Annotated in this window: 19 protein-coding genes; 3 read left to right on the plus strand and 16 right to left on the minus strand. The window is 50.6% G+C overall.

Annotation, left to right across the window (positions count from 1 at the left end; all coding sequences use genetic code 11):
- From GON22_RS14065 to GON22_RS14100, 8 genes are all read right to left on the minus strand, one after another.
- The coding region (locus tag GON22_RS14065; protein ID WP_160396734.1) for a helix-turn-helix domain-containing protein at positions 1-451 on the minus strand (451 nt) is incomplete at its 3' end.
- A gap of 158 nt (positions 452-609) precedes the next feature.
- Entirely contained in the window at positions 610-4,020 is a 3,411-nt protein-coding gene (locus tag GON22_RS14070; protein ID WP_160396735.1) for a carbohydrate binding domain-containing protein, read from the minus strand.
- A gap of 46 nt (positions 4,021-4,066) precedes the next feature.
- Complete coding sequence (locus GON22_RS26570) at positions 4,067-8,218, minus strand: carbohydrate binding domain-containing protein (protein ID WP_336604311.1); 4,152 nt, start codon at positions 8,216-8,218, stop codon at positions 4,067-4,069.
- Positions 8,219-8,518: 300 nt separating this feature from the next.
- The gene (locus GON22_RS14080; protein ID WP_160396737.1) at positions 8,519-9,772 is read right to left on the minus strand and encodes an aspartate kinase; all 1,254 of its coding nucleotides are present in this window, start codon (positions 9,770-9,772) and stop codon (positions 8,519-8,521) included.
- A gap of 142 nt (positions 9,773-9,914) precedes the next feature.
- The gene (efp, locus tag GON22_RS14085; RefSeq protein WP_160396738.1) at positions 9,915-10,472 is read right to left on the minus strand and encodes an elongation factor P; all 558 of its coding nucleotides are present in this window, start codon (positions 10,470-10,472) and stop codon (positions 9,915-9,917) included.
- A 112-nt stretch (positions 10,473-10,584) separates the two neighbouring features.
- A complete protein-coding gene (locus GON22_RS14090) occupies positions 10,585-11,661 on the minus strand; it encodes a M24 family metallopeptidase (RefSeq protein WP_160396739.1) in 1,077 nt (358 codons plus the stop codon).
- 48 nt (positions 11,662-11,709) lie between these two features.
- Positions 11,710-12,150 (minus strand): type II 3-dehydroquinate dehydratase, encoded by a 441-nt coding sequence (aroQ, locus tag GON22_RS14095; protein ID WP_160396740.1) that lies wholly within the window; start codon positions 12,148-12,150, stop codon positions 11,710-11,712.
- 110 nt (positions 12,151-12,260) lie between these two features.
- On the minus strand, positions 12,261-12,857 hold the full coding sequence (locus GON22_RS14100; RefSeq protein WP_160396741.1) for a YqhR family membrane protein: 597 nt from the start codon (positions 12,855-12,857) through the stop codon (positions 12,261-12,263).
- A 187-nt stretch (positions 12,858-13,044) separates the two neighbouring features.
- Here GON22_RS14100 and GON22_RS14105 point away from each other — a divergent pair, with 187 nt between their 5' ends.
- Both GON22_RS14105 and GON22_RS14110 read left to right on the plus strand, forming a co-directional pair.
- A complete protein-coding gene (locus GON22_RS14105) occupies positions 13,045-14,019 on the plus strand; it encodes a DUF1385 domain-containing protein (RefSeq protein WP_160396742.1) in 975 nt (324 codons plus the stop codon).
- Positions 14,020-14,061: 42 nt separating this feature from the next.
- Positions 14,062-14,388, plus strand: a complete 327-nt coding sequence (locus GON22_RS14110) for a hypothetical protein (RefSeq protein ID WP_237179161.1) — start codon at positions 14,062-14,064, stop codon at positions 14,386-14,388.
- A gap of 73 nt (positions 14,389-14,461) precedes the next feature.
- Here the strand turns inward: GON22_RS14110 and mntR are convergent, their stop codons facing one another.
- On the minus strand, positions 14,462-14,884 hold the full coding sequence (gene mntR, locus GON22_RS14115; protein ID WP_160396744.1) for a transcriptional regulator MntR: 423 nt from the start codon (positions 14,882-14,884) through the stop codon (positions 14,462-14,464).
- A gap of 211 nt (positions 14,885-15,095) precedes the next feature.
- Here mntR and splB point away from each other — a divergent pair, with 211 nt between their 5' ends.
- Positions 15,096-16,175, plus strand: coding sequence for a spore photoproduct lyase (gene splB, locus GON22_RS14120; RefSeq protein WP_160396745.1), 1,080 nt, complete (start codon positions 15,096-15,098; stop codon positions 16,173-16,175).
- A 4-nt stretch (positions 16,176-16,179) separates the two neighbouring features.
- Here the strand turns inward: splB and GON22_RS14125 are convergent, their stop codons facing one another.
- The 7 genes from GON22_RS14125 to GON22_RS14155 form a co-directional block, all read right to left on the minus strand.
- Positions 16,180-16,893 carry a cytochrome c biogenesis CcdA family protein gene (locus GON22_RS14125; protein WP_160396746.1) on the minus strand — a complete coding sequence of 238 codons (714 nt, stop codon included), beginning with the start codon at positions 16,891-16,893 and terminating at the stop codon, positions 16,180-16,182.
- Positions 16,894-16,935: 42 nt separating this feature from the next.
- The gene (locus GON22_RS14130; RefSeq protein ID WP_160396747.1) at positions 16,936-17,745 is read right to left on the minus strand and encodes a metal ABC transporter permease; all 810 of its coding nucleotides are present in this window, start codon (positions 17,743-17,745) and stop codon (positions 16,936-16,938) included.
- Positions 17,726-18,565, minus strand: coding sequence for a metal ABC transporter ATP-binding protein (locus GON22_RS14135; protein ID WP_160396748.1), 840 nt, complete (start codon positions 18,563-18,565; stop codon positions 17,726-17,728). The genes GON22_RS14130 and GON22_RS14135 overlap by 20 nt, the downstream gene beginning before the upstream one ends.
- Positions 18,566-18,597: 32 nt before the next feature.
- Positions 18,598-19,533, minus strand: a complete 936-nt coding sequence (locus GON22_RS14140; RefSeq protein ID WP_160396749.1) for a metal ABC transporter solute-binding protein, Zn/Mn family — start codon at positions 19,531-19,533, stop codon at positions 18,598-18,600.
- A gap of 358 nt (positions 19,534-19,891) precedes the next feature.
- The gene (metG, locus tag GON22_RS14145; RefSeq protein ID WP_160396750.1) at positions 19,892-21,883 is read right to left on the minus strand and encodes a methionine--tRNA ligase; all 1,992 of its coding nucleotides are present in this window, start codon (positions 21,881-21,883) and stop codon (positions 19,892-19,894) included.
- 434 nt (positions 21,884-22,317) lie between these two features.
- Positions 22,318-22,551 carry a membrane protein insertion efficiency factor YidD gene (gene yidD / locus GON22_RS14150; RefSeq protein ID WP_160396845.1) on the minus strand — a complete coding sequence of 78 codons (234 nt, stop codon included), beginning with the start codon at positions 22,549-22,551 and terminating at the stop codon, positions 22,318-22,320.
- Between the two features lie 149 nt (positions 22,552-22,700).
- A complete protein-coding gene (locus GON22_RS14155) occupies positions 22,701-24,683 on the minus strand; it encodes a stalk domain-containing protein (protein ID WP_160396751.1) in 1,983 nt (660 codons plus the stop codon).
- Between the last annotated feature and the right edge of the window lie 73 nt (positions 24,684-24,756).

The raw sequence follows: 24,756 nt of genomic DNA on the forward strand, positions 1-24,756 counted from the left end.
GATTCGCCGCTTTCTTGTAGTCCTGCTCGTTTGCAAGACAATACAGAACAATGTCAATCCTCTCCTGGTATGTTGTTGAGCGTCCTTTTGTCATAGCCGGTGATCCCCCTGTATAAGCATTTAAGCTGCTATGACCATTATACTTCTTAACCCAGCTCGCAAGTTGACATCGGCTGGCAATCTTATATTTGTCGATTACCTGATATTGCGATAATCCCCCCTCAAGATGATCCTTGACGGCTTGAAGTTTAAGCTCAGCGGAATAACTGCGATTATGGATACGGGGCTCTAATCCCTCATAGCCGTACACGCGATAACGACGACGCCATTTGGCAAGAGTTGTTTTGCTGATACCGAACTTTCTAACCGCCTCTTTAACGCCTATACAACCATCCTCGATCTTCTGAACGATAGCGAATTTATCTGAGGCGGTATGTTCTTTTTTTGACATGAAAAATGCTCCCTATACGGCAACACAGGTTTTATTATTTCACCTGTCTACCGTATAGGGAGCATATCATGTTCTGGGCAGCCTCCTTAATCAAGGGCTGCTCCATCATGGAGCAGCCCTTGGCTTTCATGCCGAACGCAAGATGCGATTCGGTTTTTTTATAGGTCTTTCCAGCGTTGAACAGTCAGGTTCAACGTTTGCGCTCCGCCGCTAGTCGTAATGGAACGGTTCGCGATATCACTGCCATTGGAGTTGATTTCTACGTTCGTCCATGCGCCACGCGTGAATTTGTAAGAAACTGCCGTGCCTGCTGCAAGTGGAAGCGTAATCGAATACGTTCCGTTTGCATTGCGCGTCATCTTGTAGTTAACATCAGCAGCATTCCAAGCGTTTAACGTGCTTGCGATGTAAACATCAGCGTTAGCAGGCGTATTTGCTGGCACCGACAGTGTAATCGTCAAGCTATCCGCTTGCGGTACGCCTGTCGAGATCGAACCATTCACGAGCGTGTAGGTGCCAACACCGAACGAGTAGTTCGCAGAGTTGTTGCTATCCCACGATCCGGATCCGTTATTGAACGCAGCTTTTAAGCCAGTTGCTGCACCCAAGTCAATCGTCGCAACACTGTAGCCTGCATAGGATGATGCTGTCATAGCTACACCTGGTGCTGTCGTCCAAGTCGTCGTGCCATTCAAGCTGTAATGGATATACTTGTTCGTGAAGTTTGTGTTTTTGTAATAGATTGTTACAGAATTTGTGCCAGCCTGTGGTGTTGTTACCGTCAGGCCCGTGCTAGCCGTCGATTTGTTGCCTGCTGCATCATACGCTTTAACGGTGTAAACATACGTTGTATTCGCCGCTACCGTTTGATCCGTGTAGCTTGCCGTTGCCGAAGTTCCCTTGAGAACACCGTCACGATAAACCTCATAACCTGTTACGCCAACATTATCCGAAGATGCCGTCCACGTCAGTGGTACAGACGTTGCCGTTACCGTTCCTGCCGTTACGTTAATCGGCGAAGTTGGCGCTTGCGTATCTACACCGCTAGGCGTAGTTACCGGCAAGCCTGTGCTGGCAGTGGATTTGTTGCCTGCTGCGTCATAAGCTTTTACCGTATAGACATACGTCGTATTCGCTACAGCTGTTGTATCCGTGTAGCTTGTCGTTGCTGTCGTTCCCTTGAGAACGCCGTCGCGATAAACCTCATAACCTGTAACGCCAACATTGTCAGTCGATGCTGTCCACGTCAGTGGCACAGACGTTGCCGTCACCGTGCCTGCTGTAACGTTCGTTGGTGTCGTTGGCGCTGTTGGATCTCCGCCAGTTGGGCCTCCAGCTGTAATCGCGCCTGCATTGAACGTCCACGTACCGAGGTTAAATTTGTAATTCAATCCGCCATTGTTATCCCACGTGCCGCTGCCGTTATTGAATACTGCTTCCAATTGTGTAGCATCGCCAACGTTAACCGTAAACTTGTTGTAGCCAGCAACTTCCGATGCAGGCATTGCTACGCCTGGCGCCGTCGTCCAAGTGCCGCCTACTGGACGGTAGTGAATGAACGGTGTTGTGTAACCTTGTTTGTAATAAACGGTTACCGAATTCGTGCCAGCTACTGGTGTCGTTATCGGCAAAATTGTGCTCAATGCCGATTTGTTACCAGCAGCATCGAATGCCTTCACCGTATAAGAATAGGAAGTGCTAGCTTGTACCGTATTGTCCGTGTACGAAGGTGTCGCCGAAGTTCCTTTCAACACACCATCACGGTAAATTTCGTAACCCGTTACATTTACATTGTCTGTCGAAGCTGTCCATGTGATCGTAGCGGACGAGCTAGTTACCGTACCAGCCGTCAATCCCGTCGGAATCGAAGGCGCTTCTGTATCGACTACCGTTTGTTGAATTGCATAAATTTTGGAAGAGTTTGCACCAACGGATACTGTAATTTGCTTGCCTGTTACACCGCCCGATTGAACGGTTACCGTATCTGTACCCAATTGGTTCGTTAATACCGTACCAACTGCCAGCGTGCTCTCTGTACGAAGCGGGATCGTAACCGTTTGCGTGCCGGAAGATGCATTGCTGAATACGCCGATTACTTCTTGTCCTGCATTCGTACCGGAATCAACGCGGCGGGAGAATGCATACAGATTTTGTGCTGCCCACATTTCGCGTTGTTTGCCCGTACGAAGCGCTGCATAATTTTTACGAATGCCATTCAGTTTAGCAACAAATTGATACGTGTCTGTATTTTGGTTGAAATAGTCCTGGATCACATTGCCGTTGCTGTCGCGCTTCACCATCGACCAGCGGTTCCATGTATCAGCGATGCCGCCCGTCATAATTTGGTCGTTGCCATTGCCTTTGTTTTGCTCTGTGCCTTGGAAGACAACTGGCAAACCGCGCATCGTGAAGATGAATGCAAGTGCATTTTGCAGCTTCTGAACACTGCCGCCAGCTTCAGTCAAGAAACGGTTGCGGTCATGGTTATCGATGAACGTTACCATGTGGTTCTCGGAGCCGTTATAGCGGAAATCCTGTGCCAATGTGCTCTTAACGTTAGATTCGAACGATTGGCCGTAAGCGAATGAATTCAATACAGAGAAGAACATCGGGAAGTCGAGCATGCCCCACTCTGCATTGCTGCCTACCCAGCGGGAAACGAATTCTGCATTGCCGTCAAAGTTTTCGCCGAACGTGTTCACGCCCAGATAAGATTGCAGTTCATGAAGAACGGAAGGATTAACCAGCTTCGCAGCATCGACACGCGCGCCGTCTGCGCCCGTATAGTCGAACCAGCCTTTAATCGAATCGAACATTGCTGACTTTGCTTGTGCATTGTCGAAGTCGATATCGTCCAATCCTGCCAAGTCATGGTTTTCGAGATAGTCTTGCGTTGCTGCCGTATAGCTGCCATCAACCAACGACCAGTTAATATCGCCGTTATGGTGATACCACGATGGGTTGTTGAACGGAGCTGCTGGCTGGAGGCCCGCAATGTCGTAGAAATTGTTCGTGTTCAGCATGTAATCGCCAACATGGTTTGGCACGACGTCGATGATGACTTTAATGCCCATGCTGTGAGCTGTGTCTACGAGCTCCTTCAGCTTTTCTTTCGTGCCGAAGAACGGGTTCGCTTTGTTCGGATCTTTTACATTGTAGCCGTGGTATGCCGTATTGCGGCCTGTACCATTATTGTCACGGCTAGTGATTTGTGGTTCGGCAATCGGCGAAATCCAGATCGCCGTGTATCCCATATTTTTGATATATGGAAGCTTGTTAATAACGCCTTGCCAGTCTCCGCCTTTCATATAACGGAAATCCTCGTCAGAGTTTTCAGCATAACGAATAGCTGAACCTGTTGCATTATTAGACGTATCGCCGTCCGAGAAACGGTCAACCATAATTTGATAAATCGTGTCATTCTCGTCAAGGCCATTGCCAATCTTAGCTGCTTCTGCTTGCTTCGCAGGCAGCGGCTGAACGATTCCTGTCAACATAAACGCTGCAAGCAATGCGATTAAGGAAAATTTCCAAATCGACTTTTTCGTTTTGCTCTTCGTCTTACGCATGAATACATAACCTCCTAAATAGTGCTTCTATAATCTAAATCTAAAATCAAAGATCTTTCCACTTCTGCACAGTTAACGACAAAGTGGAAGCGCCTGATGGCACGGTATAAGCACGGTTCGCAATATCTGCTCCATTAGAGGCAACTTCAACGTTGCTCCAAGTTCCGCGCGTAAACTTGTACGTGAGCGCAGTTCCCGCTGAAATCGGCAACATAATCGAATATTTGCCGTCACTGCCGCGTGTCAGCTTGTAGGCTGGATCAATTGGATTCCAGCTGTTCATGCTGCCCGAGAGATAGACATCTGCTGTCGCAGGCGTATTCGCAGGCACAGTTAGCGTAATCGTAACTCCCTGTGTAGCTGGCGGTGGCGTAACTGGCACTCCAGCTGTGATCGTGCCTGAACTGTAAGTCCAAGTGCCAATGCCGAAGTTGTAGTTATTGCCCCCATTGTTATCCCAGGTTCCAGAACCATTATTGAATACCGCCTCTAGTCCTGTTGCCGATCCGATATCAACCGTAATCTTGAAATATCCTGACACTTCAGCTGCTGCCATCTGTACGCCTGGCGCAGTCGTCCATGTTCCGCCCGTCGGACGGTAGTGGATATAAGGCGTTCCATAGCCCGGCTTGTAGTAGACGGTTACTTTGTTCGTACCTGGCACTGGCAGCGTTACGCTAACCGGCGTGCTTGATGCGGATTTGTTGCCTGCAGCGTCTGCTGCACGCACCGCGTAGGCATGCGTAGCGCCTGGCGTACGTCCGTTATCGGTATACGATAATGAAGTCGTCTGTACGATTACAGCCCCATCACGCAGTACTTCGTAGCTGGTAACGCCAACATTGTCAGTCGATGCGCTCCAACCAATCTGCACGGACGTTCCTGTCACTGCAGCCGTAGCCGTCACACCCGCAGGCACCGTTGGCGCCACCGTATCTGCTGGCACTGGCAGCGTTACGCTAACCGGCGTGCTTGATGCGGATTTGTTGCCTGCAGCGTCTGCCGCACGCACCGTGTACGCATGCGTAGCGCCTGGCGTACGTCCGTTGTCGGTATACGATAATGAATTCGTCTGTACGATTACAGCCCCATCACGCAGTACTTCGTAGCTTGTAACGCCAACATTGTCAGTCGAAGCGCTCCAGCCAATCTGTACGGACGTTCCAGCCGGTGCAGCCGTTGCCGTCACGCCAGCCGGAACCGTTGGCGCTTCTGTATCCGTTGGAGCCGGAGGCGTTGGCGCACCTGCCGTAATCGTGCCTCCACTGAATGTCCAGGTGCCCAGGCCAAAGGTGTAGTTCTTGCCGCCATTGTTGTCCCAAGTTCCAGAACCATTGTTAAAGACGGCTTCAAGCCCTGTCGCAGTTCCCAAATCAATCGTTTTCTTGAAGTAACCTGCCGTCTCCGCCGCTGGCATTGCAACGCCCGGAGCTGTCGTCCACGTACCGCCAGTTGGGCGGTAGTGAATGTATGGCGCCGCATAACCCGGTTTGTAATAGATGGTTACTTCATTGCTTTGATTGTTCGTCGAGAAGCCTACAGGCGCGCTCTTGCCAGATACATTGCCTGCCGCATCCTTCGCCGAGATTTCATACGAATAGGAAGTGAGCGAAGCCAATCCGCTATCGGTAAATGTCGGTGTAGTGCTCGTTCCGACAACTGCGCCGTTGCGGGAAATTTCATAGCTTGTTACGCCCTTATTGTCCGTCGAAGGTGTCCACGCAAGCGTAATCGTCGTACGGGATTGCGATGGCGACGTTACGTTCGTTGGTGCTGTCGGAGCTTCCGTATCCGGTACGATCGGTTTATCCGTCAGGAATGGATAAGTGCCTTTGATCGTTCCGTTAACGTCTTCTACGATTTTTCCGCCTTCGTTTTTGTACGTGCCTGCGCCAACGTATACCGTTTGAATATCGCTCTTCGTCACATTGCCTTTAGCATCTACTGCCTCAATGTAGTAATCGACGAGTTGGTCGCGGTAATCGCTCAGATACGTATAGTACAGGTCACCTGTTTCTTGTGCCTTCAGCTTCTGAAGCACAGCTGTCGTTGAAGGCTGCCAAGCTACGCCGTTCATATCCGGTTTCATATCGCGGCGGTTCATGCTGTAGCTCGTCCAATCGCTTACTTTAGCCGGATCAATGCTGCTGACGCCGGAAGCCGCTAATTGGGCTGGGTTGTAAACGCGGAACGTGTTGTCCGCTGTGTCTGCCGTTTTGTCGCGATGCGTGCGCACTTTGAGTTTAATGTCATTGACACCATTTACATCGTACGCGTACGTATAGATTGCAAAAGTATTGTCGAAGTACTGCGCCGTCCAGCCTTCCGACTTGTCCTTGTTCACGCTGCCTGGATTGTACGGCCAACGCTGTGGCCACCAGACCGATGGCCCAGTTGCATCTTTAGCCAGCTGTTGTTGTACATAAGGCTTCGAGAAGAACAAAGATTGATTGAATGAAAGCGTCGGTTTAACCGAATCGTCCACATTCTCGTCGTAATAACCGAATCCCGAATCCATTGCTGGAATGAGGAAGTACCACGACAATTCGGCAGGGTTCGCGCCGCCTGCATAATCACGGCTAGCATCGCCCTTTGTCGGGAATGACAACATCCATGGGTTCAACTGGTTGCCTGCAGGAGCAACTTGTTTATCAAGCGCGGTTGTCGGCTGCCAATAGTTCGGATGGTCTCCCAGCCAAATTTGCTCTGCTGTTTGCGCGTAGTTGAGAGCAGCTTGCAGCAATGCAAAGTTGCGTTCCAAGTAGTGGTAACCATACTCGAACGATACCGTCATGCCATCTTGCTCACCATTGATGTTCTTCTTCGGTTCATATGTCGTTCCGTTGACTCGGTTGAAATCAGCGAATTGCCCTTTCCAAATGCCGAATGGCAGCTTCCAGTGATGCCACTGTGGATCAGAAGAGGAGTCACGCGTATCGATCCATGAGCCATCCTGAACGTGCACCACATCATTAGCCGCAGGCGTATTATTGCGCAGGTACTCATCGATACCCATGCCTTTCACGCCGCTGTCAGCGTAAGTAACATTGCCTGCATTGCGCCATGTTTCCTCGGAACCTGCACGTCCGCTAGCATTGTCGCCGTCATGTGCAATGACGAAGAACTGCTTTTGCGACGAAATGCCTTCGTACGCCTTGAGATCCTTGGCTGTTGCAGAACCTTGATAGCCTTCTTCCCATGATTCAGCCTGTGCAACAGGTACGCCGACGATTTTGGACTCTGCGCCTGTCGTTGGGTTTACGTACTTCACCCAGTGCGGAGTCGAAGCAAATGGGAACTTATTGCGCACAACCTGTGCCTCGTTGAACATCGGCTGTGAGATCCACGAGCCTACTGTGCTTACGTTTTGCAGGTCTGCACGGTTAGGCGGCGATACCATCGTATCTACACCCGGATCGTTCAAATACGGATAATCCTTAAGCGTCCGCGAGAAATGGTTATTGCCGATTACCGACCATTGGATGCCCATCTTCTCAAGCACCGGAATAATCCGCTCCGAGAAGCCAAGCTCAGTCGGGAAATACCCTTTGGACGATTGGAACGAGTTGCCTAAGAAATTAGGCTGTGCGAACACGACATTCTGATAGATGAGATCCTTTAGCATGTAGTCGTTGCCAACTAGCGGCCCCATCGAGTGGTGGCCGGCAAAATGGATCATATCCATCGTTCTGTTGCCAAGCGTCGTCTTCAGCGTTTCATACGCTGTCTTCCAAGGCGTTGCCCAATTCGTATTGGAGTACGCCGCAATCCCGCCATGCGATACCAGATCGTTGACGTTGGTTACCGCTGAGCCGGACATGGTCACCTGCATCTGAGCCTGTGGATAATTTTGCTTAAGCGTAGTCGCTACGCTCCACGGCCATGACAGATACGCGCCTGTCTTCGCATGATGCGAATAGTAGCTGACGAGATCGTCATGCGGCATTGGGCTGCCATTCGGCAAATAATACGGGTAGTTGGCTGGCGGATTCTTCTTCAAATCAATAACTTGTCCATCATACATATACCTGATCGGCGCACCTACAGCGGCTGAAGAATAACCGGTAGTATCATAGTACGGCCAGAAGTTAGGCATATGATTGTGGTACACGTGCGAGGCAGCAATCTCCGCATGCGCACTAGGCGCAGTTACCCCAAACGCAAACGATTGCACCGAAAGCAGAGCGAAAAGTCCCATCGTGATGATCTTTCTTGATCTCTTGTTCGATTTGGGCCCCGTAAACAAAATGATAAACCTCCCCTCTTTTCTCTCTAATTTAAGCGCTTTCATAATGTAGCGAAAAACCGACATTCCGTGCGGTTAACGATCAAATAACTGCCTTCCCCTCCTTATGTATATTTTAGGAAACCGGTTTCTTATCGCTGCTTCACCAGATTAGCATGTTGCGCACAACCCTACAATAGTCCAAAAGACCTATAAACAAGCCTACAAAAAAACAGCCCCGCTAAACAGGGCTGCTTCTTCATCAATCGTAACTTAACGACGGTCTTGCGGTCCGCCTACGAATACTTGCTCAGCTGTATCTAAGCCGTATGCCGTATGCAATTCACGCACAACATCATTGAGCTTATCGCCAGCGATCACGCAGGAGCATTTGATCTCCGACGTGCTCACCATCTTAATGCTTACGCCCAGCTTCGAGATCGAGTCAAACATCGTAGCTGCCACTCCAGGATTGCTCACCATGCCAGCACCGACGATCGATACTTTCACTAGGTTAACTTCCGAAGTCGTCTCACGATATGGCACTTCGCCGCTAATGCTTTCGATAACTTCGATCGCTTTCTCGGCATCATCGCTAGACAACGTGAAGGAGAAGTCAGCTTTGCCTCCTTGAACGCCGCTCTGAACGATAATATCAACGTCGATACCGTTATTAGCGAGTGCTCCGAATACTTTTGCGAGTACTCCTGGCACGTCTTCGACACCTAGAATACTAATGCGCGCAACGTTCTTGTCAAAAGCAATTCCACTTACGACCACGCCTTGCTCCATGACCGCTACCTCCTTCACCGTCGTTCCTTCGTTCTGGTTGAAGCTGCTGCGAACAACAAGCTTCACATTGTTGTGCTTCGCATACTCAACTGCGCGCGGATGCAATACCGCAGCACCAAGATGCGCCAGCTCCAACATTTCATCATACGAGATTTCATTCAGCTTGCGGGCACATTTCACGACACGCGGGTCTGTGGAATAAATGCCGTCAACATCTGTGAAAATCTCACAAACATCGGCTTTGATTGCAGCCGCTAAGGCAACAGCTGTCGTGTCCGACCCGCCGCGACCGAGCGTCGTAATCTCGCCTTCTTCAGACATTCCTTGGAACCCGGCTACGATGACAATCTGGCCGTCCTCGAGCGATTTGAAAATCCGATCCGGGCGAATATCCGAAATGCGTGCTTTTGCGTGTACCGCTTCTGTTACAATCCCCGCTTGCCATCCCGTGTACGAAACCGCTTGGTGGCCGAACTGGTGTATAGTCATTGACAACAGGGCAACCGAGATCTGTTCTCCCGTCGTCAAAAGCATATCCATTTCGCGAGCTGGCGGGTTTGGGTTCAGTAGCTTCGATTGATCAATAAGATCATCCGTCGTATCTCCCATAGCAGAGACAACGACGACTACGCGGTTACCCGCTTCCTTCGTTTGAATAATTCGCTGTGCAACCCGCTGCATTCGTTCTGGTGTACCGACGGAGCTTCCGCCGAATTTCATCACAATCAACGACAAAGCTGATTCACTCCCAACCTTGACATTAGCATACAAGACAATATTATAGCATATCAGTAGGCCATTCGGGTACTGCTGTTCTATAAATTATGCAGAAATCAAAAAAGCGACCCGGAAATATCCGAATCGCTTGTGTGGCCGACTATGCGCGGGAAATATATTTGCCGTCACGCGTATCGATCAGCAGGGCATCGCCTTCGTTGATGAACATCGGAACTTGCACGCTATGGCCCGTTTCGACCTTCGCTGCTTTCGTAGCGTTCGTCGCCGTGTTGCCTTTGATGCCTGGCTCGGTTTCGATAACTTTGAGCTCTACGCTCGTAGGCATCGTGATACCGATAATTTCGCCGTTGTAGCTAGCGATGTTTACCGTCATGTTTTCTTTGAGGAAGTTGAGTTCCCACTCAAGTTGATCCTTCTCAAGGTTGAATTGGTCAAACGTTTCGTTGTCCATGAACGTGTACTCGGAGCCCGAGTTGTACAGGTATTGAACGGCACGGTTATCGATCTGCGCACGGCCAATGTTTTCGCCAGCACGGAACGTTCTCTCTACCGTGTTGCCGTTACGAAGGTTTTTGAGCTTGGAGCGTACGAATGCCGCGCCTTTGCCTGGTTTTACGTGTTGGAACTCGATTACCGTGAAAATATCGCCTTCCACTTCGACGGTAAGGCCTGTTTTAAAATCGTTAACTGAGATCACAGCTTATGTCCCTCCTAATAATAAGCGAAGCCTGTCCGGCTTGTTGCCTGGAGCAGTTCCTGCTATTGTTGCTCCTCATCTCCGGCGATTCACATGATTTAACGCGTCATAATTAAACGCGCAACTCGGTGAGTTCCTTCGGTGACGATGTCAATATTTTAATCCCGGATTCCGTAATAACGATGTCGTCCTCAATGCGTACGCCCCCAAATCCTGGGAGGTAAATGCCCGGTTCGACCGTTACCGTCATGCCGGGTGTTAAAATCGTATCGCTTAACTTCGAAAGCCGCGGCGCTTCATGTATTTCAAGGCCGAGCCCATGGCCAAGGCTATGCCCAAATCGGTCGCCGTAGCCATATTTGGCGATAATATCACGAGATAACGCATCCGCTTCCCTTCCTGTCATGCCTGGGCGAATATGCGCCAGTGCATAAAGCTGGGCTTCTAATACGATGTTGTATATCTCGCGATGGCGGTCCGTTGCACGGCCCACGACGACGGTGCGCGTGATGTCGGAGCAGTATCCTTTGTAATACGCGCCAAAATCAAGCTTCACGAACTCGTCGGTTCCAATGATGCGTTCACTGGCTACGCCATGCGGCAATGCCGAACGTTCACCTGATGCGACGATTGTCTCGAATGAAGGGCCAGAGGCGCCGCCTTTGCGCATGAAGGTTTCCATCTCAAGGCCGACCTCGAGCTCCGAGATGCCTGGCCGAATAATGCCAAGGGCGAACGCATAGGTGCGGTCCGCAAGCTGGGCAGCTTCTTGCATAATGGCAATCTCGTTCCCATCCTTAATCATCCGAATGCCTTCGACTAAACCGGACACCGGGCGAAGCGCTATAGCGCCTAACTGTTTGGTCCATTCTGCGAAGTCAGCGTATGTAACATGCTCCTGCTCAAAAGCAACCTCGTTGAGCTGCTTCGACGCGAGCAAATCACGAACCGTTTCAACCGGCTTGGCCGCATGCTCTACGATCGTGATGCCCTTCGCCTGATCGGTTGCTTGCGTCACATACCGGAAGTCAGTCAGCAGCCAAATATCGTGCGCTGTTACGAGCAGCATACCGGACGATCCGGTAAATCCGCTCAAATATTTGCGATTGTGCGAATATGTCACCAACATGGCCTCAAGGCCTGATTCCGCCAGCTTCTCGCGCAGGCGGTCCACTCTTGTGTTTGCCATCTAAGTTAAGCCTCCTCGCACATTCAAGCGAATGCTTGCTTGCTTTCGTTAAGCCCGTTCCAAATAGGAAGCGAGCGCACGCAGCCCCAACAGGTAGCTGTCTGCCCCGAACCCTGCGATTTGCCCAACTGCCACTGGTGCGATGACCGAGTGATGCCGGAACTCCTCGCGCTTGTGAATGTTAGACAGATGCACTTCTACAACCGGCAAAGCAACGGTACTCAGCGCATCACGCAGCGCGTAGCTGTAATGGGTGAGCGCACCTGGGTTGATCAGAAAACCATCCGCATGGCCGAAAGCTTCATGAATCTTGTCGATAAGCGCACCTTCATGATTCGATTGATAAAAATCAATGGCTAAGCCCAGCTCTTCCCCTAGCGCGCGAACGCGCTGTTCGATCGCCGGCAGCGTGTCCGTTCCATAGATGCCTGGCTCCCTAACGCCCAGCATATTAAGGTTCGGGCCGTTAAGCACGATTATTTTGCGCATGCTGCACCTCCTTGCGGCAATTGCCGCTCTCTCCCGCGCAAAAGTCCATTAGCATTTTACCACAGGCTTTAGCCGTTTGAGAAGAGTTTCCTGCGCAGCCAGCCGAATCGTTACGCTTTGCTCTGGCTAGCTTTGGAACCAATCGGCTCTCGCGAAGCTTCATCCGTAAATTCAAATGCGATGGAATAGCCGATAAATACCCCCCACAGCGTGAACACGCACAACTCGGTTAGAAGCGTATCCCACCCGATGACTGATAACGCAGGCGTCATTTTCATCACAGGTCCGGCCACAGCAAAAATAGCGACCCACCAGAGCAATCCATAAATGATGCCCATATAGGGCCCGGCCAGCCTTCCGAACAATGCGTAATAGAGCAGCGAAGCAATCATGCTAAACACGATGAATACCGCGATGCCAGCAGCGTAGCCCCACCCGGTATCTAGAAAGCTATGTTTGAAAAATGGCTCGGCCAGCATGCCCGGAATAACTTTAGTAAATTGGAGCCAATACGATAACCCGCGTACTACACCCCACAATAATCCTGCAAAGAAACCAAGCGACAAACAAAAAGCAACTGGATTCGTATGCTTTTTGCTTGAATCGTTCGGATTGCTGCGGCTATCGCTTGCATGCCCTCTTGCTTGTTGTTTCTCCGTATTGGCTTGCGGGCTCCATATTACTGCATGTTTCTGTTGTCGTGGCATACGCGCCTCACGCCCTTTCATTTCCTTGTACTTGTATGTGCAGGTATCCTTCACTAGTATGGCAAGTTCATCCCATCGGTAACCGCAACGCCGGGTGTACGGTGGCAAACGGCGGTTTAATGAAGTACAATAGAGAAAGCCGCATGAAAAGCAGGCTCTATGCATAAACAAGGAAGGTGAACTCCTTTTGCCGCAATCAAACAGTATCTACGGGGGACAAGCCGTCATTGAAGGCGTTATGTTCGCAGGAAAGCATGTGAACGTCACGGCTGTCCGCCGCAAAACCAATCAAGAAATCGTTTATTACGAAGTTCCACGCACAACGAAAAATTGGATAAAACCATTAAAACGCATTCCACTCGTTCGCGGAGTCGTCGGCATACTGGAGTCCAGTGCAAAAGGCTCCCAGCATTTGAACTTCTCCGTAGAAACCTACGCAGCCGATGAGCTAGAGCCAGAACCTGCGGGCGGAGATGCTGCAATAAGCGCAGCGGACAAGCCTAAGAAATCCGGGCTAAGCCTTAGCGCAATCGTCGGAGTGGCCGTTGCCGGCATCATCTCCTTCGTCGTAGGCAAGGCAATTTTCACTCTCGTGCCTGCGATGGTTGAACAGTTGCTATTTGGGCAAGCATTCGAGAATATACTATTACACAACCTTATTGAGGGCCTTATCAAAATCGTCTTCCTGCTCTGCTATCTTTACGCTATTTCATTAACGCCAATCGTAAAACGGCTCTTCCAATACCATGGCGCAGAGCATAAGGTCATTAGCGCTTATGAGGCAGGCGTCGAATTGACAGTCAAAAATGTCCAACGGTTTAACACGCTGCATTATCGCTGCGGCAGCAGCTTCATCGTATTTTCCATACTCGTTGGGGTAATCGTATACTCCTTCTTCCATTGGGATTCGATGTGGGAGCGCATCTACTTGCGCTTGCTGCTATTGCCAGTTGTTCTTGGCGTTTCGTACGAAGTGCTTCGCTTCACGAACGCATTAAGGGAAGTTCCTGTTCTGCGTTTCCTCGGCTACCCTGGCTTGTGGCTTCAGAAGCTTACGACCAAGGAGCCGACTGACGATCAGGTTGCTGTCTCGATCGCTTCCTTCAATCGGATGCGCGAGCTCGACCGCCAGATGGAGCAGTCCAGCATCAAGGCATCATAACGTTCGAATGATGTTGATTTGGCACCAGAAAGGGTGATGAGGATGGTACGGCGGAATAAGGATGCAGCGTGGGGCATCGTCGTGGCGGCTTTAATCGTCTTAGGCCTCGTTCAAATGATTTCCCAAATTATGCGAACGGGCCAATGGAGTGCGGTTCTGATCCCAGTCATCGTGCTGGGCGCTGTATTTGTGCTTTATAAATATCCGCCTGGTGGCCGTGCCCGTGCCTATCGCGCAAGCAATGGGCGCAAGCAGGCAGGCAGGCCTTCACGCAACGCTGCCAAGCCTCGTTCGCGCAGCAGCAAAACCGTCCCTTTCAAAGTAATCGAGGGCGGCAAGGATGATGATCATTTTCCTCGTTACCACTAAATAACGAGCGCAGCGAAAAGGCTGCTTTCTCTCGCATACGCGGAAGAAAGCAGCCTTTTCTATGTTCATTTCCTTATTCGTTATCCATCTGGCTTCGAATCGCTCTGAACTCTTCAAGCCTGGTGCTATCATGCCGAAAATACTCCACAAGCGTCTCAATGCATGTGATGGAGTCCCAGCTCAAATGATGCTCGATCCCTTCAACATCACGATATATGTTCTCTTCCTGTACACCAATAATCTCTAGAAACGATTCCAATAGCTGATGTCGATCAACGAGCCTCTTGCCCATTTTCTTGCCTTTGTTCGTCAACACAAGCCCGCGATATTTCTCATAAATCAGATAGTTGTCCTTATCGAGCTTCTGGATCATCTTCGTCACAGATGACGGATGTACCTCAAGCCCTTCCGCAATATCAGAAACACGCGCATAGCCCTTCTCGTCTATCAGCTTGTATATCCGCTCCAAATAATCTTCCATGCTCGGTGTCGGCACTGGAGAACCCCCTAACTTCCAATGTGCACCTTGTCTCACGGCGCTGCTCCTAGTATCATACAACGTTCACCACGCAACTGCAACCGCATCGTCACTGCGAGAAACCCAAATGTTACCTTCTGTTCACAGGTTTGGCCCCTAGCTGAACACCGCACACTAACCAGTGTAGCAATGGACTGATTTCATTTTAATTAAGCAAGGAGGCTGCCTAATGGGTACAACCGTGCTAGACCGGCCTGCGCCGCCGGCTACGAAACCTAAGCCAAAACCGTCCTTTATTCCCGATCTGATTTACTTTGAACCAAAGGCGCTCGACTATCCAAAAGGCAGGCGCATCTGGGACTGGGCGCAACAGGAAGGAATCCCTTACCGGATGACTTCCAGCCATAATCGCATCACGAATTTGCCTGGCGATACAGAACTTGAGCAGTATAAAATGGCGAAACGGACATTGGTCGTAGGTATCCGCAAAACATTAAAGTTTGATACGTCCAAGCCCTCTGCTGAGTATGCCATTCCGATCGCGACAGGCTGTATGGGCCATTGCCATTATTGTTATTTGCAGACGACGCTTGGGGCAAAGCCTTACATTCGCATCTATGTGAACACCGACGACATTATGGATGCCGCTCGAGGCTACATCGAGGAACGCAAGCCAGAAATCACGCGGTTCGAAGCAGCCTGTACCTCTGATCCCGTCGGGCTAGAGCCGATTAGCGGCAGCTTGCGCGAACTCATCGAGTTCATGGCCGATCAGGAATACGGAAGGCTTCGGTTCGTAACGAAATTTCATCACGTTGACTCCTTATTGGATGCCAAGCACAATGGCCACACCCGCATCCGTTTCAGCGTGAACAGCAAATATGTCATTCGCCATTTTGAGCCGAATACGTCGCGATTCGAGGAGCGCATCGAAGCGGCGGGCAAGGTAGCGCGCGCCGGTTATCCTCTCGGATTCATTATCGCGCCCATTATTTGGCATGATGGCTGGGAAGAAGGTTACGGCGAGCTTATTGAACAGCTGGCATCGGCACTTCCACCCGAGGCCAAGCAGAACTTAACGTTTGAACTCATTCAGCATCGATTCACGAAGACAGCCAAAAATGTAATAGAGCGGCGATATCCGAAAACAAAGCTAGAGATGGATATCGAGAAGCGCAAGTATAAATGGGGACGCTGGGGACAAGGGAAATACGTTTATCCCGATGAACAAGCAGATGCGCTCCGCATGTATTTATCGGAGCGCATCTTCGAGCATTTCCCTGAATCGACGATCGATTATTTTACGTAAAACGTTAAATCTTCATCCAATCCGGCGTAATCATGTTCAGCCAGATCGTAATCTCCGTCATACGGTCCGTGAACAATAAAATGCCCATCAGAATCATAACGGCTCCACCGAGCTTCATCAGCTTATCGGAATACTTTAACACCCATCTCGTCGAGCCGACGAAGAAGGCTAGCACAAAGAATGGAATGGCAAAGCCAAGTGCGTATGCCGTTGTCATTTGGAACCAAGTGCCTGGAGAAGATGCGGCAAGCGCCAGAATAGCGGTCAGAACCGGCCCCATACATGGTGACCAGCCGGCTGAGAATCCGATTCCGAAAATAAACGCCCCGATATAGCTCGGTTTTTTCAGCCGCAGATGCAGCTTACGGTCTTTCATGAGCGCCTGCGGCTGGAACAGCCCGATTAAGAACAGGCCCATCAAAATAATAAGAATCGCTGACAGCTGGCGAATCAATGACTCATACTCACTGAAGAAATCTGCAAAACGATTCGTTCCGTAACCAAGCGTGTAAAACACGACTGAAAATCCAAGCAGGAAGAAAAAGGTATGCGTCATTGTACGCCAACGCACGCTGCCGCTTTTCTCGCTTGATTTGAGATCGGTAACGGATACGCCTGTTATGTAGGATAAATACGATGGATATAAGGGCAAGCAGCAAGGCGAGATAAACGATGCGATCCCTGCTGCGAAAGCAAGCCCTGTATTAACGTCCGTCAATTCCATTCCCTCCAGTCTCTGGCCTTGCGCTCACTGCTACAGTTACCCGCTTGTACGAAAACGGGTTCTGCCCAGCAGCATCACAAGCAGAATCGCAATGAGCAGCAAAACGATGGTCGCCCCTGGCGCAAGATTCCACACGCCAGCAATTAACAAGCCAGCAATGACCGCGATCTCTGCAACGATTACAACGATAAATACGGATTGCCGGAAGCTGCGGGCTGCTACAAGGCTGCATGCAGCCGGAATTGTTAACAGCGCAGATATGAGCAGAGCACCAACGATTTTGATCGAGGCACTGATGACTAATGCAGTGAGCACACTCATCATCAAGTTGTAATACCGTACGGGCAACCCATTAACAGCAGCCGCATCCTCATCGAAAGTAAGCAGGAATAACTCTTTCACATGCAAGCGCAGTAGCACGAGCACGACAACGGTCACTGCGCCAATAACGATGAGATCCATGTTATCGAGTGTGTAGATGCTGCCGAATAAATAACTGGAGACGTTGACGTTGAACCCCATGCCCAGTGTAAAAAACAACGAGGCGAGCGCGACTCCGCCTGACATAATAATCGCAATTGAAAGCTCGGCGTACGTCTTATAGGCTTTACGCAGCTTCTCAATCGCGAAGGAAGCGGCCAGTGCGAATATCAGCCCGACTGCAATGGGGTACACACCGATCAGAAACCCTAACGCTACGCCTGCAATCGACACATGCGCGAGCGTGTCCCCGATCATCGATAACCTGCGCAAAACGAGAAACAGCCCCATTAACGGGCCTGTTACCCCAATTAATAAACCGCCAATAAGTGCGCGTTGAAAAAACTCAGTTGTTAAGATTTCCAATGGTTACGCCCTCTTTCTCTCTCTCCAACACTTCCCTTAACCCTTGAAGGCCGTGGGCAATATTCGTCTCGCCACAATCCTCAGCATCATGGGAATGGCGGACATAAAACTTAAGCTTGCCACACTCGCGGGCAGGCTTCTCCCCCAAATACCCTCGAATCATATCCATGTCATGCGAAACCATGAGGAACGTCATGTGATGGTGCTGATGCATATGCTTGATGAGATGGAAAAACCCTGCCTGTGTCTCCGAGTCGATCCCGACCGTCGGCTCATCGAGAATAAGCAGCTCCGGATTATTAATTAAAGCTCTCGCCAAAAAAACACGTTGCTGTTGGCCGCCGGACAGTTGGCCGATTCGCTTAGCGGCCAGATCTTCGATGCCCATTGCGTGCAGCGCCTCATCCGCCTTTGTCTGGTCAGCTTTCGTCAGGCGGCGAAATTGCTTGTTCCGCCCATATAAGCCAGACAGCACAACTTCCCGCACGGTGGCGGGAAATAGTGGATTAAATGAATTCTTCTGCGGGACATACCCGATTCGGTGCCAATCCTTGAACTGTGCAATCGGCGTGCCGAACAATGAAATGGAGCCCGATGCAGGCTTCAACAGCCCAACGATCATTCGCAGCAAGGTTGTCTTTCCTGCGCCGTTCGACCCGATTAGCCCTGTAAAATCGCGCTGCTGCACAGAGAACGATACCTTCTCCATCACTTGTTGGGATTCATATGAGAATGCGATATCTTTAATGGTAATAATATCGGCATGGCAGTTTGTGTTTGATGACGCCTGCTGGCGCTCAATGGCTAATTGATCTGGCATGAGCAGCCCTCCTTTACGTAACAATACTAAAGCTATTGTAATGCCTTGAGCAGATTTTGCAAATTCGAATCCATTAATGTAACATAATCGTCACCCTTCTTCTCTTGGTCCGGGGTCAAGCCTTCAATCGGATTGAGCACCATCGTATCGACCTTCGCCTCACGGGCTAACGTATCTGCAAGGGTGCTGGAGACGAGTTCTTCGAAGAAAATATATTTGACGCCGTTCGCCTTGACGAACTTCGTAATGTCGAGCAAATCTTTAGCCCGTGGCTCTGCATCAGGCGACAGGCCCATAATCGGTACCTGTTTAAGGCCGTAATCTCGCGCCAAGTAACCGAAAGCTTGATGGGAAACGACGATATCACGATGGCTTACTGCCGCGAGCTTAGACGTGAACCGCTCATCTAATGCCTTCAACTTTGTAATCAAAGCCTCGTAATTGGCAGCGTAGTCGGCTTGATGTGCCGGGTCTACTTGAATGAGCAGCTGTTTTACGTTGCCTGCCATCTGGAGCATCGATTTAGGGCTTACCCATGTATGCGGGTCCAAGCTTCGCTCATCGCCCTCGCCTTGCAGCAGCTCAATGCCATCACTTGCTTGGCCTGTAATCAGCTTGCTGCTCTTCGGGAGCCCTTGCAGAAAATCTTCGATCCAGCCTTCAAGGCCCGCACCATTATAGAGCAGCAGCTGCGCTTTGGACGTAATGTCGAGGTCACGGCTCTTCGGGCTCCACTCATGCGGCTCCACGCCAGCAGGAATTAAGTTAATCACATTCGTATCCTTCCCGCCGATCTCGCTAGCCAAATAATAGAGCGGATAGAAGCTAGTCACTACATTCGTCTTATCTTCCGCTAACTTCGCATTCGATTGATTGCCGCAACCAGCCAGCAACACGGCTAGTACTGCTCCTATCAACCATATGTGCATTCCCTTGCGCCGCATGTCCCATTTTTTCAAACTAATCATCCGTTCTCCCCATTTCCCTATCCCAAAGTCTATTTGCAATCGCTTCGCTCTTAATCGTAATAATAACAATTACTCGCTTTAGCCATTATAGGGGGGCTTATTAGGCACTGTCAACATTAATCGGAGAAATTACGATAAAGACTTTCATATGCTATTACCACTATCGGAACAAACGCAGCAAACTATTCAATTGTCCACAGCAGGCATAAAAAAAGAGAGCCGTGTGGGCTCTCTCAAACTGTTGGGACTGGTTAGGGCCGGCGCGCTGACCAGCCCTTTAGGGCAGATTTTTCTGCCCTATTCTATTCGCGCTCCGGCGCGCTAGCTGGCCTTTTAGGGCAAGTTTTTCTGCCCTATATTACTTCACCTTCGCGCCGTTAGGCATATTGTCCGGCACTGTTGCCAGCGTGAGCTGATCGCCTTCCGACGCAGCAAGGATCATCCCTTGCGACAGCTCGCCTCGTAGCTTAACTGGCTTCAGGTTCGTTACGCAAATGACTTTGCGTCCGACCATTTGCTCTGGCGTGTAGTACTTCGCGATGCCAGAAACGACTTGTCTCGTCTCAAAGCCAAGATCCAGCTGCAGCTTCAGCAGCTTATCGGCTTTTGCCACTGGTTCGGCTGCGATAACTTCCGCAACGCGGAGCTCGACTTTAGCAAAATCATCAATGCTGATTTCTTCTGCTTGTTCCGGCGCAGCCGGCCGTTCTGCTGGTGCGGATGCTTCTGGTGCCGATGCCGCTTCTGCTGCAGCCGGCTCCGTTCCTCCGCTCATCGAAGCGATGATGAACGCAATTTCTTCCGCTTGGTCCAAACGCGGGAACATCGGCTCCGCTTTGCTCACACGCGTGCCACCCGGCAGCGTGCCAAATGCTTTGGCGCTCTCCCAAGTCGTTAGCTCGCCCGCTTCAATACCGAGCTGCGCCCACATCGCACGCGGCGCATTCGTTAAGAACGGCTGAAGCACGATCGACACGATGCGCAGCGACTCTGCCAAGTGATACATCGAGGAAGCCAGTTCCGCTTGCTTCGCTTCATCCTTCGCCAGCACCCACGGCTGTGTTTCATCGATATATTTGTTTGTGCGGCTAACCAATTGCCATAGCGCAGCCAACGCGACGGAAAACTCCATTTTTTCCATCGCCGCTTCGATCGCCTCGATCGACTCAATTGATTGCTGGCGAAGCGGGGCATCGAATGCAGTCACGTCGCCAGCGTATGCAGGAATAGCGCCATCAAAATATTTGCCAATCATTGCAACCGTACGATTCAGCAAGTTGCCTAGATCGTTCGCTAGATCAAAGTTCGTCCGCTCAACGAAGCTTTCTGGCGTAAACGTTCCATCTGAGCCAAATGGCACCTCACGGAGCAGGAAATAGCGAAGCACGTCCAGGCCATAACGGTCGATCAGCTTGACTGGATCGAGGACCGTCCCTTTGGATTTGGACATTTTGCCTTCCTTCGTCAACCACCAGCCGTGCGCGAACACTTTTTTCGGCAACGGCAAATCAAGAGCCATCAGCATAGTCGGCCAATAGATCGTATGGAAGCGTACGATTTCTTTGCCGACCAGATGCACATCAGCAGGCCAGAATTTGCGGTACAGCCCGTCCTCCGATGTGTCGTAGCCAAGTGCTGTAATGTAATTGGTCAACGCGTCGATCCATACATACACGACATGCTTTGGATCGCCTGGCACTTTAATGCCCCATTCAAATGTCGTCCGCGATACGGCGAGATCCTCAAGCCCTGGCTTAATGAAGTTATTGATCATTTCGTTCTTGCGGGACTCAGGCTGGATGAACTCCGGGTTCTCCTCGTAATATTGGAGCAAACGGTCTGCATATTTGCTCATGCGTAAGAAGTAGCTTTCTTCTTTCACCAGCTCGACCGGGCGGCCGCAATCCGGGCATTTACCATCATTAAGCTGGCGCTCCAAGAAGAACGACTCGCATGGCGTACAGTACCAGCCTTCGTATTCCCCTTTGTAAATGTCCCCTTGCTCCACTAGCTTCGTGAAAATGCGCTCAACGACTTGCTTGTGGCGATCTTCCGTCGTCCGGATAAAATCATCATTGGAAATATCAAGCTTTTTCCACAAATCCTTAATGCCCACGACGATGCCATCAACGAATTGCTGTGGCGTCTTGCCACTCTCTTGCGCTTTGCGCTCGATCTTCTGCCCATGCTCGTCCGTTCCGGTCAAATAATGGACATCATAGCCGCGAAGGCGCTTATAACGTGCCATTGCATCGCCCGCTACCGTCGTATAGGCATGTCCAATGTGGAGCTTATCGCTCGGGTAGTAGATTGGCGTAGAAATATAAAACGACTTATTCGATTCACTCATTCAAATTCGCTCCTTTAAAATGAAGTTATTGCCTGAAAAGACGACAAAAAACCCCCGTCCAACATGGGACGAGAGCTCTCACTCACGCGGTACCACCCAAATTCCTTCCGAATAGACGGCTGCCCAAGTACAGCACCGCCATTAGAAGCTTCATTCGCCGTCCGTGCAGACAGCATGTTCCGTAACGCGGAACGAAGCGCCGCTTCTTACCGCCCAGCCCAAACGACATCCTGCACTCCGTTTATGCTCAGCCTGCTCGATCGCGGATCCTCCCGGACCATTTTCTGAATGCGCTCCATACCGGTTCACAGCAGCTCCGGCTCTCTGGAATGGTCGCTTCCCATACTTATCCGTTCATCGGTTCGTGATATGTTGATGTGCTTACGAAACTTACTTTCCTTATGACAGAATATACCGAACCAGACTAGCCGGTGTCAAGATGATGTCTTCGATTGAGGCTCTGGCACAGGGTCGTATCCTCCCGGATGAAACGGATGGCAACGGCAAATCCGCTTCACGGCAAGCCATGAGCCGCGCGCTGCGCCATGCTTCTCAAGCGCCTCCAAGGCGTAGGAAGAGCAAGTCGGATAATAACGGCAGCTTGGCGGCTTGAGCGGCGAGATCGCGCGCCGATAGAAGCGAACAGGCGCCTGCAGCACTTTGATCATCATAGCGGATCCCCCTCCTCTCCTTCCATCCATCATGCCCGAAAACAAACAAACCGTCAAATTGACCATCGGCTATCCAAAACAATCAGGCCGTACCAGCCCTGGACACAATCTGTCTCCAGGGCCGGTACGGCCTTAATTCCATCTCCCTACCAGCGAATTTCTGGCAGTGGCGTGAATAGCATTGCGATAGGCAAATTACCGCCTGGTGCAATGGTGAATACAATCTCAACCGATTCTTCGGATTCTCCTGTACGGTACAGAACACCGGCTTCATTCGCATCCTTCACCGTCGTGCCGTTCGTAGGCAGCGTCACGAGGTTTCCATTCACCAGGAATGCCCCCATATAATATCCGCCACGCGGGTTAACTGAGATCAGCGTACGTGCCGCGACATGAGGCAGCTTCAGCTTGTACAGAACGCCGAAGTTGCCTCTGTTCACTTCCAAATTGCCTGTCAAACCATCATACCCATCCATGAATGTATCCAGCTTGCCATCACCGATAACCAATCGCTGCGGCTCATGCCCAATCGTGCTAGTCAGCTCAATCGTCCGGTTCGAGCCATTAAACGTGCCGCGAACATGGGTGTCGCGTGTGAGGTAAGACAAGCTAGGCAACGTCAAGACCGGATCTTTGCCATCTTGCACAACGACGATCTGGAATTGCAAACGTTGATCCGTAACTAAATCAGCAAAGGCCGAGAATACATCATCTTGTTTAATCGGCGCTTTGGAGATGATCGGAAGCACATCTTTGGTCTCGCCTGGCTTAACAGTCGTCCAAGACGTTGCAGGCTTAGCATTAAGCGCAGCCAGATAACGTGCAGCGGACATTTTGCCTGTTGCCGCCACCTGCGGGTTCGGGCCGCCAATGCCAGTTGCGCCGACACCTACATTCGCTGTCTTATCGCCAAGGTTCGTCGCCAACAAGTACATTTTGACTGGAACGCCGATATTGTTCTGGTTGTGGAACATGAAACGAATTTCACCCAGCAGCTGGTCATCATAAGCGATGCCTTCCGTCGTCCATGTCTCCGGGCTGTTGCTGCGCACCATCTGGGCAGGCTCCGATACTGGATTGGACGTAAGCGCTGGATAATCTTTAACTTTAGTGCCGTTTATCGCCATGTTAGCGCCTACTGGCGTGAACAGCATCGAATACTGGTCTCGCGTATACAATACTTCATTGGATATCGAAACAATTTTGGTCACAGTCGAAGTCAAACCGTAGTTATCCTGCACTTCCAGCGTAACCGGATAATCGCCTGCTTCGAAGAACGCCGTGTTATTGCCAGTCCAAGTCGTCTTCGTGATCGCATTCTCATCATCCGTACTGCGGTCCGTATAAATGACATTCTCGCCTATGCGATAAACCGGCTTCTCAATCGAGAAGTCAGCTACTGGCGGTTGGTTCGGCGCTTTCACTTCGATCGTAACCGTGTAAGGCTCGCTCCATACGCCGTTGCCATCTTGAATGCGGTGCGTAACCGTATACGTTCCTGGTTCCGGGAAAACATCCATTCGGCCAATCCATTCTTCGTTAATAATGCCCGAGCCATCGGGAACGAACGACTTGTCAACATATTGCACGGTCGTTTGCCCCGCATAAATGACGGTTGGCGCAGCAACCTCGAATGCGGCAGAGGCTGCTTTAGGCAAAGTCGACCACGTCAGATTCATCACAGTGCCTGACAGCGTCAATTTGCTTCCCGTCAGATTAGCCCATGCTTTGACCGGCACCATGAACGAGCCTGCTTGGTTAATGGCTGGACCGGACATCGTGATTTTGGATCCATTTTGCATGAGCGTTGATGAATTCGCTTTTAACCGCAGCTCTGTGCTGTCCAGTTTTGCGATAAATTCTTTCTTAACCACATCGTATGTCACTTTGTAGCCGTACTCGACAGCGATCGCTTTCAGCGGGATATACGAGACCCCTTTAATAAAGGTTAATGGCTGGGCCGCTGTCGTGCTGACGCCATTATGAACGATAATTTTACTATTCTTATTCATCGTAATCATATCGGTGGGAACACCTTCGGCCTTTACCACTGGCGCAGGGATCGCATTAACAGAAACAAATAAAGATAAGAGCAAGGACATGAGCAACAACCGTTTGAACGTTTTCAATACAACGACTCCTTTTTCACTGCTTGCTGCTTCATCGCTTCGACAATCAGCCAGCGATAAGCGCTTATGCCCA

Source organism: Paenibacillus sp. MMS18-CY102 (genome assembly GCF_009789195.1).
GTDB lineage: Bacteria > Bacillota > Bacilli > Paenibacillales > Paenibacillaceae > Paenibacillus_T.